The organism is Sphingomonas sp. SL1004, from assembly GCF_057815015.1.
Window position 1 is genome coordinate 986,071 of the sequence record NZ_JBYMUX010000001.1, and the last position, 12,212, is coordinate 998,282.

Consider the following 12,212-nt stretch of genomic DNA (forward strand, 5'->3'; position numbering starts at 1 on the left):
TTGCCGTGATACAACGTCAACCGTTGCCGGGAAACCACATAATGCTCGGTTCAGCGTCGATCACCATCATCAGGCCGGGCGATATCGGCCATGTCGATCCCCAACGTGTCGAGCCGTTTGCGCAACGTGTTGCGATTGATCCCCAGTGCACGCGCCGCCCGCAGCTGATTTTGCCCGTGTCGTGCCAGCATGACTTCGATTAACGGCCGCTCGACGTCGCCGATGATGCGATCGTAGAGCGTGCCATCATCGAGTGCGTCTGGATCTTCGCGAGCGATTCGCTCGATCAGCGCGCGAACCGCATGGCCGATATCGACATCGCCGGGTTGGCCGGTCGTCGGCGGACTGCCGATCATCGCGCGGATCGAATCGGCTCCGATCACCTCGTCACGGGCCAGCACCGCCAACCGGCGCATCAGGTTCTCCAGTTCTCGGACGTTGCCGGGCCAGTCATGCGCGCCGAGTGCGGTCAACGCATCGCTGGCGAGCTGGCGGCGGGGCAGTCCTTGCACCGCTGCGTGGTCGAGGAAATGGCGCGCGAGCAAGGCAATATCCTGCCGCCGTTCGCGCAAGGCCGGCAGCATGATCGGGACGACGTTCAAGCGATAGAAGAGATCTTCCCGGAACTGGCCGGTAGCGACCTGTGCAGAGAGATCACGGTTGGTGGCGGCCACGATCCGGACGTCTACCCGGATGGTGCGAGCACCGCCGACGCTGGTGAACTCACCGGACTGGAGCACGCGCAGCAATCGGGTCTGCGCTTCCATCGGCATGTCGCCGATCTCGTCGAGAAACAGAGTGCCGCCGGACGCCTGCTCGAATCGGCCGGCATTGCGGGTCGCCGCGCCGGTGAACGCGCCACGCTCATGCCCGAACAGCTCTGCTTCGATCAGCTCGCGCGGTATCGCCGCCATGTTGATCGCTACGAAAGGCGCGGCACTCCGCGGGCCGAGATCGTGGATCGCACGGGCGACGAGTTCTTTGCCGGTTCCTGATTCGCCCGAAATCAACACCGTCAGGTCGTTTGACACGACCCGCGCGATGATCCGGTACACGTCCTGCATTGCCGCGGACCGTCCGATCAGCGGGAGCGCACGGTCTTCATCGTGAAGTTCGTCGTCGGACACCATCCCGCCGCGAGCGAGGGCCCCCGTCACCGCGCGGGCAAGAACATCGAGATCGAACGGCTTGGGAAGATATTCGTATGCGCCGACCTCGGCTGCACGCACCGCAGTGGTCAGGGTGTTCTGGGCAGAAAGGACGATGATCGGCAGCAGCGGAAAGCGCGCGGCGACGCTGCGGACGTGATCGATGCCGTCGCCATCGGGCAGGATGACGTCGGTTACGATCACATCGGGCAGCGCATTCGCCAGCGCGCGTTCGAGTTGCGTAAGGCTGTCCGCGACGGTCACCTCGTGCCCCGCGCGCCGCAAAGCCTGCGCGACGACCGTACGGATCGCAGCGTCGTCGTCGACGACGAGGACGGTGCTCATGATGCCGCTCGGGGAAGCAGCAGGCGGAGAACGGTCATTTCGGGAATCCCTTCGCGGGCGTATTGGACGATGCCGCCCATGTCGCGCGTGAATTTGTCGACGAGCGCCAAGCCAAGCCCCTGCCCTTCGCGCCGACCGGACACGAACGGATCGAACAGGTGGTCGGCGATGTCGGCGGGGGCGCCCGGACCGTTGTCGTAGACGCAGATCTCGATCGGTAGCGGCAGGCGTGGCTTACCCGGTGCCGAACTGACGGTAATGCCATGTCGGTACGCGGTTGTGAGGACGATCCGTGGTTCACGTTCGTTCCGAACGGCTTCCCGCGCGTTCTTAAGCAGGTTTATGATAATCTGGAGCAACGCATCGCGATTAATCTGCGCCGGCGGAAGCGAGGGATCGAAGCGCTCCTCGATCGAAATCCCGCGTGCGAACCCTGCAAGCGCAAGCCGCCGCGCATGACCGAGAAGCGGATAGATGTTCTCGCTGGCAAGCGGCAAAGGCCGCGTGTCGCTGAAATCCTGCATCCGGTCAATCAACGCAGCGATCCGGTCGACCTCGGTCACGATCAGCGTGGTAAGCTCGCCGGCGCCTAGCAACTGCGCCGCTCCGCGAATGCCCGACAGGGGATTCTTGATCTCATGCGCGAGCATCGCCGCAGCGCCGACTGCAGCCCGTGCTCCGGCAGCGCGGTCCGCCGAATGGCCGAGACGTCGCGAGGTTGCCGCGGCATGGAGCGTGATCGCTCGCCAGCCTGGATAATCCGCGATCTGCGTCTCCGCGAAATCGACGCGGATCTTGCCGCCTCGCGCGGTCGACATCTCGGTATCATAGACCGCAAGCCCATGGCCGTCGCGGTTGCGCGGATCATCGGGCGGCGGGATGATCGCATCGAGCGGCTGACCGATCATCAGCCGTTCGGACAGATTGAGCAGTTGTTCGGCGAGCGCATTGGCGTGCGCGACACGGTGGTCGGGATCGACGACGACGACCGCGACCGGGAGCGCCGCGAACAGCTCCGCAAAGCCCGGCCGGCTGCGTGAACTGGTGTCAGGCCGCTGCAAGGTCACGCCAAGGCGCATAGAACTCGGCGAGCATTGCCTTGACCTGCTTGGGATCGGGAACCTGGTTCACCTTGTTGCGGAACTCGGCCGAACCGGGGAGCCCCTTGGTATACCAGCCGATATGTTTCCGCGCCATGTTGACGCCGGTCTCGATCCCATAATGCTCGAGCATCGCCTCGTAATGTCCTGCAATCGCGTCATATTGTTCGGTGATCGACGGGTCTTCGATGCGGCGACCGGTGGCGAACCACTCCATCACCTGGCCGAGTACCCATGGGCGGCCATAGCTGCCGCGACCGATCATCAGGCCATCGGCGCCGGACTGGTCCATCGCCGCTTCGGCGTCCTCGATCGTGCAGATGTCGCCGTTGACGATGACCGGCACGCGCACCGCATCCTTGACCTTGCGGACGAAGCCCCAATCGGCGCTGCCCTTGTACATTTGGTTGCGCGTGCGACCGTGGACGGTGATCAGCTTGATGCCGAGGTCTTCCGCGATGCGCGCGAGGTCTGGCGCGTTGAGGCTGTCGTGGCACCAGCCCATCCTCATCTTCAACGTCACGGGCACGTCGACCGCCTTGACCGTCGCCTCGATGATCGCGCTGGCGAGCTTGGTGTCGCGCATCAGCGCCGAGCCCGCGTCGCCGTTGACGACTTTCCGCACCGGGCAGCCCATGTTGATGTCGATGATCGCCGCGCCGCGATCCTGGCTGAGCTTGGCCGCCTCGCCCATTTCGTACGGGGTGCAGCCGATCAACTGCATCGACACGGGTTCCTCCAGCCGGTCCCACGCCGCCTTCTGGAGCGACTGGCGCGTCTCGCGGATCGCAGCTTGGCTGGCCACCATCTCGGTGACGTTGAGGCCCGAACCATAGCGCCGCACCAGCGTGCGGAACGGCATGTCGGTGACGCCGGTCATCGGCGCGAGCACGACGGGGCTTTCAATCCGGACAGGACCGATCTGGATGGGGGTCAAGTTGCGCATGAATGTGCCTGAAAAAGAGGCATCGCCCTACCCTGTCCGAGGGTTTCTCGCAAGACTGGCGAGCGTCGGGACGAACCGCTAGGCCGCGAGGATGACACAGACCCAGCGTATCGTCGCGATCATCGTTGCCGCCGGAACCGGCGTGCGCGCCGGGGGATCGGTTCCCAAGCAGTTCACGCTGATCGCCGGTCGGCCGATGGTCACCTATTCCTACGATGCGTTTGCCGCGCATCCGTCGATTGCCGAAACGATCGTGATCATCGGTGAGGGACAGCAAGCCCTCGCCACCAAGTCGCTCGGCAGCGGCGTGAGAACTGTCATTGGCGGAGCGACCCGTCGCGAGTCGGTCGCGAACGGGCTCGCAGCGGTCGGCGATGCGACGTACGTGATGATCCACGACGCGGCCCGCCCCTTCCTTTCTGCCGCCATAATCGATTCGCTCGTCGCCGCCTTGAGGACCCGGGACGCGGCCATTCCGGTCCTCCCGGTGGCCGACACGCTCGCGCGCGGCACCGTCTTGCTCGGGGACATCGTGACCCGCGCGGACCTTAACCGGGTGCAGACGCCCCAGGCGTTTTCCGTGGAGGCGTTGCGCGCCGCGCACGCCGTTTGGCCCGCAGACGAAGACGCCACCGACGACGCGCAGATGGTACGGCGGCTTGGCGTCGGCGTCGCGTTGGTGCAGGGCTCGGCGATGCTCGAGAAAGTCACGCACCCAGAAGATTTCGCGGCCGCCGAAGTGCGTGTCGCGTACGAAACCCGCACCGCGATGGGCTTCGACGTCCACCGGCTCGAAGTCGGCGAAGAACTTTGGCTCGGCGGCGTCCTGATACCGCACGACAAGGGGCTGTCGGGGCACAGCGACGCCGACGTCGCTCTGCACGCGCTGACCGACGCGCTGCTCGGCACGATCGCGGCGGGTGATATCGGTACGCATTTCCCGCCGAGCGATCCGCAGTGGAAGGGCGCCGACTCCGCGCAGTTTCTCCAGCACGCGGCCAAGCTGATCGCCGACAAGCGCGGCCGGATCGATTTCGTCGACCTGACGCTGATGTGCGAGGCGCCCAAAATCGGCCCGCACCGCGCTGCGATGACCGCGCGGATCGCCGACTTGCTCGGGCTGACGCTCGATCGGGTCAGCGTCAAGGCGACGACGACCGAACGGCTGGGGTTCACGGGCCGCGGCGAAGGGATCGCAGCGCAGGCGGTCGCGACCGTGCGCATACCCGGGATGCCGCTGTGAAGATCGCCGTCGCGCTCACCGCGATCGCCCTCTTGGCCAGCCCTGCACAGGCGCAACCGCGCTGCATCACCGGCCCCGAAGCCGAATCGCTGACGCTCGTCGCGATGCCCGACATCCTGCGCGAAACCGGCAGGGTTTGCGCGGCACAGCTTCCCGCCGCCAGTCTCATCCGGTCACAGTCGAGTGCGCTGATCGACCGCTACCAGATCGAGTCCGACCGGGCTTGGCCCGCAGCGCGCGCCGCGATCGTCAAGCTGAGCGATCCTGCCGTCGACGCAATGCTCGACTCGGAGTTTGCGCGGCCATTGCTGACCACGTTGCTGGTCCCGCAGATCGTCGGGCGGATCGCCACGCGTGATTGCGGGACGATCGATCGGATGGTGACGCTGCTCCAGCCCTTGCCACCGCGCAACACGGCAGGCATCGTCGTCGAGACGTTGCGGTACCTGAAATCGCAGAAGTCGCGCAGCGGTGATATTGCCGCGGTGGCGATGCTGTTGTGCCCGGTGGAGATTCGCTGATGGATACGATCCTTCCCGCCGAACTGGTCGACGCCGCGCGTAAGGTCGTAGAGCAGAACCGCGCGATCGGTCGCCGCGTCGCGGTTGCCGAGAGCTGCACCGGTGGCCTCGTCGCGGCCGCGCTGACCGAGATCCCCGGATCGTCCGACGTGTTCGAGGTGGGCTTCGTCACCTATTCGAACGAAGCCAAGCTCGGTGTGCTTAAAATCAGTTCGGACGTGCTCGAAACGTTCGGCGCGGTCTCGATCGCAGTGGCGTGGAGCATGGCGCAGGCCGCGTTGAAGCAATCGGGCGCCGACATCGCCGTCGCGATCACCGGTGTTGCCGGGCCTGGTGGCGGTTCGCTCAAGAAGCCGGTCGGCACGGTCGTGTTCGGCCGTGCGGAGAAAGGCGGCGACCCGTCCGACGTCCATGCCGATCGCAAGGACTTCGGTGATCTGGGTCGTGGGGGAATCCGGCTTCAGGCTGCGTTGTGGGCGCTCGAACTCTTGCTGCCTGACGCTTCGGCACCGTAAAGCTCGGCTGCGCGCGTTTCGAATGCGCCGATCATTTTCCGCAGTGCAGCACCGAACACCTGCCCGGCGATCATCTCGAACATCCGGTTCTTGAACGCGAAGTCGACGGTGAAGTCGACCGCGCAGCCCTGTGGCTCGGGCCGGAAATGCCACTCGTTGCGCAGGTACTTGAGCGGGCCATCGACGTAATCAACGGTCAGTTCGCTCGGCCTGACCTTCTGGACGCGCGACGTGAACGTCTCGCGCAGGCCCTTGAAGCCGACGATCATGTCGGCGAGCGTCTCGGTCTCGCTGTTCGATCGCACGCGCATCGCGCTGACCCAGGGCAGGAACTCTGCGTAGCGGCCGACATCCGCGACAAGGTCGAACATCTGCTCAGGGGTGTAGGGCAGATGGCGCGTTTCCGAATGCTTCGGCATCAGATGCGCACGACGCCCAGCTTCGCGTCGCGGTTCGCGCGCAGTTGCTCGAAATCATCGCCGGCGTGATAGCTCGACCGGGTGAGCGGCGACGATGCGACCAGCAGGAACCCCTTCGCGCGGGCAATCGAGGCATAGGCATCGAAGGCCTTGGGCGGGACGAACTCGGCAACCTTCGCGTGACGCGGCGTGGGCTGGAGATACTGGCCCATCGTCAGAAAATCGATGTCGGCGCAGCGCATGTCGTCCATCACCTGATGGATCTCGAGACGCTCCTCGCCGAGTCCGAGCATCACGCCCGACTTGGTGAAGATCGAAGGATCATGCTTCTTCACGCTCTCCAGCAGGCGGAGCGACGCATAGTAGCGCGCACCCGGGCGGATCGTCGGATAGAGCCGCGGCACGGTCTCGAGATTGTGGTTGTATACGTCGGGACGCGCCTCGACGATCGACTCGATCGCGGCCTGCGCCTTGTTGCGGAAGTCGGGAGTCAGGATCTCGATCGTCGTAGTCGGGTTCGACGCGCGGATCGCCTGGATCACCTTCACGAACTGCGACGCGCCGCCATCGGGCAGGTCGTCACGATCGACCGAGGTGATGACGATGTGGTTGAGCCCCATCTGCGCGGCGGCGTCAGCGACGTTCTGCGGCTCCAGCCGGTCGACCGCGCGAGGCATGCCGGTCTTGACGTTGCAGAACGCACAAGCCCGCGTGCAAGTGTCGCCGAGGATCATGACCGTCGCGTGCTTCTTCGACCAGCATTCGCCGATGTTCGGGCACGCCGCCTCTTCGCATACGGTAGTGAGGCTTTTCGAGCGCATCAACTCGCGGGTTTTCGCGAAGCCAGCGGAGGTCGGCGCCTTGACGCGGATCCAGTCGGGCTTGCGCGTACGGACCGGCGCAGCCATCGGGGTCATGTCGTTCATGAGGTGCCAGATAGCCCCGCCCTGCCCTTGAGACAATGGCGGCGGACGACATCGTCGGCTTGGAACCGATCGACGAACCGGATAAAATCATGGAACCAGTTTCAACATGACAGGTTTGTCATGTTGCATCGCAAACTGATATGGAAGGCTAACCGTGCCAACTCACTTTCCGGAAATGATTGAAGGCTATCACCGCTTCAAGGACGGTCCCTGGGAAGAGCAGCGCGAGCGCTGGAAGGAGCTGCAGGACGGCCAGAGTCCGAAGGTGATGATCATCGCCTGCTCGGACAGCCGCGTCGAACCCGCACAGATTTTCGACACGCTTCCGGGCGAAGTGTTCGTCGTCCGCAACGTCGCCAATCTCGTGCCGCCGTTCGAGACCGGGGGCGGCCATCACGGCGTTTCGGCGGCGATCGAGTTCGCGGTCACGCAGCTGAAGGTCGAAGAGATCGTCGTGATGGGTCACGAGAAGTGCGGTGGCTGCAAGGCTGCGCTGACGCAGGCGTTCGCGGATGCCGAGCATGGTGCGGGTGGCTTCGTCTCCGACTGGGTCAGCCTGCTCGACGGCGCGCGCGAGAAGGTCGTCGCGAAATTTGGCGACGGCGAGCAGGCCGGTCGGGAGATGGAGCTTGAATCCGTCCGTACGTCGATCGCCAACCTGCGCACGTTCCCGTTCGTGACCGAAGCCGAGGCCGCCGGCACGCTGGCGCTCCGCGGTGCCTATTTCGGCATCGACAAGGGGCAAATGCTGCTGCTCAACGAGGATGACGAGTTCATCCAGGCCGAGGCAGCAGAGGCCAAATCCGCAAAGGCCTGACGGGTCAGCGAAGGCCTAACGCCTTCTCCGCCACCTTCTTGACCTTCGGGTCGAGCGGTGGCGGCACCATCGATACGCCCGCTTCGAGGCGGTCCGCGATCAGCGTCAGCGCTGCGATCCGGGCCGCCTTCTTGTCGTTGCCGTCGATCACCGTCCACGGCGCGGTCGCGGTGTCGGTGCGCGCGAACATCTCGGCCATCGCCTCCAGATAGTCTTCGCGGCGCGACCGGTTGTGGAAATCGTCGAGCCCGGTCTTCCAGTGCTTCCACGGATCGTCGAGCCGCGCCTCGAGACGACGGTCCTGCTCCTTCTGCGTCGTGTGGATGAACAGCTTGATCAGCGTCGTGCCGCTCTCGACCTGCTGTGCCTCGAACGCGTTGATCTCGTCGTAGCCGTGACGCCATTCGGCATCGCTCGCGAACCCCTCGACGCGCTCGACCAGCACGCGGCCGTACCAGCTGCGATCGAAGATCGCGATGTTGCCGTTGGCGGGTAACCGATTCCAGAAGCGCCAGAGGAAATGATGCGCCTTCTCGTCCGCGGTCGGTGCCGAGATCGGCCAGACCTTGTAGTTGCGCGGATCCCATTCGGCGGAGAGACGCTGGATGATGCCGCCCTTGCCCGCTGCGTCCCAGCCCTCGAACATGACGATCGCGCGCGTTCCACCGACGATGTGTGCGACCTGGATGTGCTCGAGACGCTTCTGCAGTTCCGCCAGATCGTGCTTGTACTTGCCGTCGTATTCGTCGCCGGTTTCGTAATCGGCCAGATGGATCGTCATGCGTTGCTCTCCGTCGCTAGTGGAAGATGAACGTTCCACGGGCCGCGACGACGCAGGACGAACCAATAATAGGCGATCGAGAGCAGGATTTCGGCGGCCGTCATGATCAGGCCGGGGCGGCCCTCCTCCAGATCGAACCAGCTCGTCCAGCAGACATAGCCGAGCGCGAGCAGCGTCAGGATTGGGGCCAGCGGATAGAGCGGCATCTGGTAGGGTGCGTGGGCGGTCTTGCCGGTGCGCCTGCCGACCATCGCCGCGACGCAGATGCCCGCGTAGATCGCGACGAGTCCGGTGCCGCTGAGGACCAGCAGCAACTGGAGCGGGAGGAAGCACGCGACGATCCCGAACCCGCCGACCAGCAGCGTGCCGACCCAGGGCGAGCCGAAGCGCGGGTGGACCTGCGCCATCCACTGATCGAGCGGGCGACCCCATGATCCGTCGCGCGCGGTCCCGTAGAAGAACCGCGCGCAGGCGAGGATGCAGGCGATCACAGCGTTAACGATCGCGACCACGACCCCGATCGAGATCCAGTCGGCCATCGCGGAGCCGCTGCGAAGCGCCACCAGAAGTCCGAACGGATCGTCGGCGGTGAGCGTGGCGGGGAGGTCGGGTGCACCAACGAGGACCGCGACGATCGGGATACCCTCGAACAGCAGCGTCAGCGCGAGCGACGCCATGATCGCGCGGGCGATCAGCCGCGGGGCGTCAAGCATCTCCTCGCCGAAGTACACCGCCGCGCCGTAACCGTTGAGCGCGAAGATCGCGATCGACGTGGCGAGGCCTATCGAGGCGGCCGATGCGGGGACCAAGGCAGCGCCTTGCGGCATGACCGGGTGCAGGAGCAGGTCGCCGAACGGGCGCACGGCGTCGGCGAATCCGAGCCATACGACCGCGAGGATCGCCAACATTTCGACGAGCAGGAAGAGCCCGGTGAGCCAGGCGTTCACCTTGATCTGGAGGATCGCGACCAGCGTCGATCCGGCGACTACGGCGATCGCGACGGGGATCTGCGGCAGGCCGGGGACGAGCGTACCAAGCACCGCGCTGACGCCCAGACCTGCGACCGGCGGGAAGAGCAGGTTGTTGAAGACGTTGACGCCGAGCATGACGAACCCCGCCATCGGCCCGAGCGTATGCGCGACCGCGACATACTCACCGCCGGCAACCGGCCAGGCGGAGGATAGCTCGGCATAGACGAATGCGGTCGCCACGCAGATGAGACCGGCGATCAGCGTCGCCCAGACTGCGCCTGTGCCAGCCACCTGGAGCATGCCCGGGACGATAACGAATACCGACGATGCCGGGGTCGCGACGGAGAGGGTCAGAAACAGGACACCCGTGACGCCGAGGCTGCGGACGAGGCTTGGCGCCGCCGCCGGTGTCATCTGATCGTCGAGCATGCCATCCCCTTACTGTGCAGGGGTATTTGCATGGTTAACGGGGTTGGGAAAGCGGCGGGCGTACAACTTGAACCCCTCGCCCCGTCGGGGAGAGGGAGGGGCCCGCCCGTGCTTGCGGGTGGGAGGGTGAGGGGCGTTGGGGTATCCCAACCGCCCCTCACCCTCCCGTCGCCAAGCGGCTCCTCCTTCCCTCTCCCCGAAGGGGCGAGGGACAGTTTCATTACCCCGCGTTGGGTGCGACCACCTTCGTCGCGTCCTTCGGACCATCCACCGTCAACCGGATGTTGAGTTCCTTCAGCTGCTTGGCGCTGACCGGGCTCGGTGCGCCCATCATCAGGTCCTCGGCCTTCTGGTTCATCGGGAACAGCACGACCTCGCGGATGTTCGGCTCGCCCGCGAGCAGCATCACCATCCGGTCGATCCCCGGTGCCGAGCCACCATGCGGCGGTGCACCGACCTTGAACGCGTTGATCATGCCCGCGAAGTTGGTGTCCACATCGGCCTGCGTGTAGCCGGCGATCTCGAACGCCTTGTACATGATCTCCGGCCGGTGGTTCCGGATCGCGCCCGACGACAGCTCGACGCCGTTGCAGACGATATCGTACTGATACGCCAGGATATCGAGCGGATCCTTGTTCTCCAGCGCGTCCATCTCGCCCTGCGGCATCGAGAACGGGTTGTGGCTGAAGTCGACCTTCTTCGCGTCCTCGTCATATTCGAACATCGGGAAATCGACGATCCAGCAGAACTCGAAGCGGTTCTCGTCGATGAGCCCCAAGTCAGCACCGATCCGCGCACGCGCGGCTCCAGCGAGCTTCGAGGCGGGGAGTTCCTTGCCGGCGGCGAAGAAGATGCCGTCGTTCGGGCCGAGGCCCATCTCGGCGATCAGCTTCCGGGTGGCTTCCTCACCGTGGTTCTTGGCGATCGGGCCGCCGAGTTCACCGTTCTTCTGCGTGATGTAGCCGAGCCCGGCATGCCCTTCGGCGCGCGCCCAGTCGTTCATGTCGGTGAAGAATTTGCGGCTCTTGTCCGCGGTGTTCGGCGCCGGGATCGCGCGGACAACGTCACCGCCGGCGACGATCCCGGCGAACAGGCCGAATCCCGAATCGATGAAATGACGGCCGACGTCGTGGATCAGGATCGGGTTGCGCAGGTCGGGCTTGTCGCTGCCGTATTTCAGCATCGATTCGCGGTAGGGGATGCGCTTGAACGGCAGTGCCGAGACCTGACGGCCCTTGCCCTGCCAGTCGGCGAATTCCTCGAACACGCCGTGCAGGACGGGTTCGATCGCATTGAACACGTCGTCCTGCGTGACGAAGCTCATCTCGAAATCGAGCTGGTAGAATTCGCCCGGCGAACGATCAGCGCGCGCGTCCTCGTCGCGGAAGCACGGCGCGATCTGGAAATAGCGGTCGAAGCCGGCGACCATCAGCAGCTGCTTGAACATCTGCGGCGCCTGCGGGAGCGCATAGAACTTGCCCGGATGGACGCGGCTTGGCACCAGATAATCGCGCGCGCCCTCGGGCGACGACGCGGTCAGGATCGGCGTCTGGAATTCGGTGAAGCCCTGCGCATTCATGCGGTTGCGCAGCGACGTGATGACCTGGCTGCGGAGCATGATGTTGGCGTGCAGCCGCTCGCGACGCAGGTCCAGATAGCGATAGCGCAGGCGGATATCCTCGGGATACTCGGCCTCGCCCGCGACCGGCATCGGCAGCTCGCCGGCCATAGACTGGACGGTCGCGGCGGTCGCGCGGATCTCGATCCCGCCGGTCGGCAGGTTCGGGTTGACCGCTTCGGGCGCCCGTGCGGTCACCTTGCCGGTGATCGTGACGACGCTCTCGCTCTTCAGACCCTCGATGACCTTAAAGACCGGGCCGCTGACGTCGGTGACGATCTGCGTGATGCCGTAGTGATCGCGCAGATCGATGAAGACGAGGTCGCCGTGATCGCGCTTCTTGTGGACCCAGCCGGAGACGCGGACCTCTTCGCCGACCTGTTCGGGGCGGAGGGCGGCGCAGTTGTGGGTGCGATAGGCGTGCATGTCTCTG

12 protein-coding genes are annotated in these 12,212 nt (G+C 65.1%); 4 read left to right on the forward strand and 8 right to left on the reverse strand.

Features of this window, described 5'->3' with window-relative positions; translation table 11 throughout:
- Positions 1 to 50: 50 nt before the first annotated feature.
- Genes ntrC through dusB form a run of 3 tightly spaced genes read right to left on the reverse strand, consistent with a single transcriptional unit; the run spans position 51 to position 3,539 of the window.
- Positions 51 to 1,493 (reverse strand): nitrogen regulation protein NR(I), encoded by a 1,443-nt coding sequence (gene ntrC, locus AC3D24_RS04385; protein ID WP_489028549.1) that lies wholly within the window; start codon positions 1,491 to 1,493, stop codon positions 51 to 53.
- Positions 1,490 to 2,572, reverse strand: a complete 1,083-nt coding sequence (locus AC3D24_RS04390; RefSeq protein WP_489028551.1) for a two-component system sensor histidine kinase NtrB — start codon at positions 2,570 to 2,572, stop codon at positions 1,490 to 1,492. Before AC3D24_RS04390 ends, ntrC begins: the two co-directional genes overlap by 4 nt.
- Positions 2,541 to 3,539 carry a tRNA dihydrouridine synthase DusB gene (gene dusB, locus AC3D24_RS04395; RefSeq protein ID WP_489028553.1) on the reverse strand — a complete coding sequence of 333 codons (999 nt, stop codon included), beginning with the start codon at positions 3,537 to 3,539 and terminating at the stop codon, positions 2,541 to 2,543. Before dusB ends, AC3D24_RS04390 begins: the two co-directional genes overlap by 32 nt.
- A gap of 91 nt (positions 3,540 to 3,630) precedes the next feature.
- Between dusB and AC3D24_RS04400 the strand changes: the two genes are divergently transcribed.
- From AC3D24_RS04400 to AC3D24_RS04410, 3 genes are read left to right on the forward strand one after another with little or no spacing between them, the layout of a single operon-like run.
- Positions 3,631 to 4,782, forward strand: a complete 1,152-nt coding sequence (locus AC3D24_RS04400; RefSeq protein ID WP_489028555.1) for a bifunctional 2-C-methyl-D-erythritol 4-phosphate cytidylyltransferase/2-C-methyl-D-erythritol 2,4-cyclodiphosphate synthase — start codon at positions 3,631 to 3,633, stop codon at positions 4,780 to 4,782.
- Entirely contained in the window at positions 4,779 to 5,303 is a 525-nt protein-coding gene (locus AC3D24_RS04405) for a hypothetical protein (protein ID WP_489028557.1), read from the forward strand. The genes AC3D24_RS04400 and AC3D24_RS04405 overlap by 4 nt, the downstream gene beginning before the upstream one ends.
- On the forward strand, positions 5,303 to 5,818 hold the full coding sequence (locus tag AC3D24_RS04410) for a CinA family protein (RefSeq protein ID WP_132896344.1): 516 nt from the start codon (positions 5,303 to 5,305) through the stop codon (positions 5,816 to 5,818). Before AC3D24_RS04405 ends, AC3D24_RS04410 begins: the two co-directional genes overlap by 1 nt.
- On the opposite strand, the gene AC3D24_RS04415 is transcribed toward AC3D24_RS04410, so the two are convergent.
- On the reverse strand, positions 5,764 to 6,237 hold the full coding sequence (locus tag AC3D24_RS04415; RefSeq protein ID WP_489028559.1) for a type II toxin-antitoxin system RatA family toxin: 474 nt from the start codon (positions 6,235 to 6,237) through the stop codon (positions 5,764 to 5,766). The genes AC3D24_RS04410 and AC3D24_RS04415 overlap by 55 nt on opposite strands.
- Entirely contained in the window at positions 6,237 to 7,163 is a 927-nt protein-coding gene (gene lipA / locus AC3D24_RS04420) for a lipoyl synthase (protein ID WP_489028561.1), read from the reverse strand. Before lipA ends, AC3D24_RS04415 begins: the two co-directional genes overlap by 1 nt.
- 175 nt (positions 7,164 to 7,338) lie before the next feature.
- Between lipA and AC3D24_RS04425 the strand changes: the two genes are divergently transcribed.
- Positions 7,339 to 7,980, forward strand: coding sequence for a carbonic anhydrase (locus AC3D24_RS04425; RefSeq protein WP_489033042.1), 642 nt, complete (start codon positions 7,339 to 7,341; stop codon positions 7,978 to 7,980).
- Positions 7,981 to 7,984: 4 nt separating this feature from the next.
- On the opposite strand, the gene AC3D24_RS04430 is transcribed toward AC3D24_RS04425, so the two are convergent.
- The 3 genes from AC3D24_RS04430 to aspS form a co-directional block, all read right to left on the reverse strand.
- Positions 7,985 to 8,761: a polyphosphate kinase 2 family protein gene (locus AC3D24_RS04430; protein ID WP_489028563.1), complete on the reverse strand. Its 777-nt coding sequence runs from the start codon at positions 8,759 to 8,761 to the stop codon at positions 7,985 to 7,987.
- Complete coding sequence (locus AC3D24_RS04435; protein WP_489028565.1) at positions 8,758 to 10,161, reverse strand: APC family permease; 1,404 nt, start codon at positions 10,159 to 10,161, stop codon at positions 8,758 to 8,760. Before AC3D24_RS04435 ends, AC3D24_RS04430 begins: the two co-directional genes overlap by 4 nt.
- Positions 10,162 to 10,381: 220 nt before the next feature.
- A complete protein-coding gene (aspS, locus tag AC3D24_RS04440; protein ID WP_489028567.1) occupies positions 10,382 to 12,205 on the reverse strand; it encodes an aspartate--tRNA ligase in 1,824 nt (607 codons plus the stop codon).
- Positions 12,206 to 12,212: the final 7 nt, after the last annotated feature.

Excerpts from the sequence above, each read along its gene's own strand:
- dusB (WP_489028553.1), bottom strand. The coding sequence starts at position 3,539 with ATGCGCAACTTGACCCCCATCCAGATCGGTCCTGTCCGGATTGAAAGC.
- ntrC (WP_489028549.1), bottom strand. The coding sequence starts at position 1,493 with ATGAGCACCGTCCTCGTCGTCGACGACGACGCTGCGATCCGTACGGTC.
- AC3D24_RS04400 (WP_489028555.1), top strand. The coding sequence starts at position 3,631 with ATGACACAGACCCAGCGTATCGTCGCGATCATCGTTGCCGCCGGAACC.
- AC3D24_RS04390 (WP_489028551.1), bottom strand. The coding sequence starts at position 2,572 with ATGCGCCTTGGCGTGACCTTGCAGCGGCCTGACACCAGTTCACGCAGC.
- AC3D24_RS04415 (WP_489028559.1), bottom strand. The coding sequence starts at position 6,237 with ATGCCGAAGCATTCGGAAACGCGCCATCTGCCCTACACCCCTGAGCAG.
- AC3D24_RS04425 (WP_489033042.1), top strand. The coding sequence starts at position 7,339 with ATGATTGAAGGCTATCACCGCTTCAAGGACGGTCCCTGGGAAGAGCAG.
- AC3D24_RS04430 (WP_489028563.1), bottom strand. The coding sequence starts at position 8,761 with ATGACGATCCATCTGGCCGATTACGAAACCGGCGACGAATACGACGGC.
- lipA (WP_489028561.1), bottom strand. The coding sequence starts at position 7,163 with ATGAACGACATGACCCCGATGGCTGCGCCGGTCCGTACGCGCAAGCCC.
- AC3D24_RS04410 (WP_132896344.1), top strand. The coding sequence starts at position 5,303 with ATGGATACGATCCTTCCCGCCGAACTGGTCGACGCCGCGCGTAAGGTC.
- aspS (WP_489028567.1), bottom strand. The coding sequence starts at position 12,205 with ATGCACGCCTATCGCACCCACAACTGCGCCGCCCTCCGCCCCGAACAG.
- AC3D24_RS04435 (WP_489028565.1), bottom strand. The coding sequence starts at position 10,161 with ATGCTCGACGATCAGATGACACCGGCGGCGGCGCCAAGCCTCGTCCGC.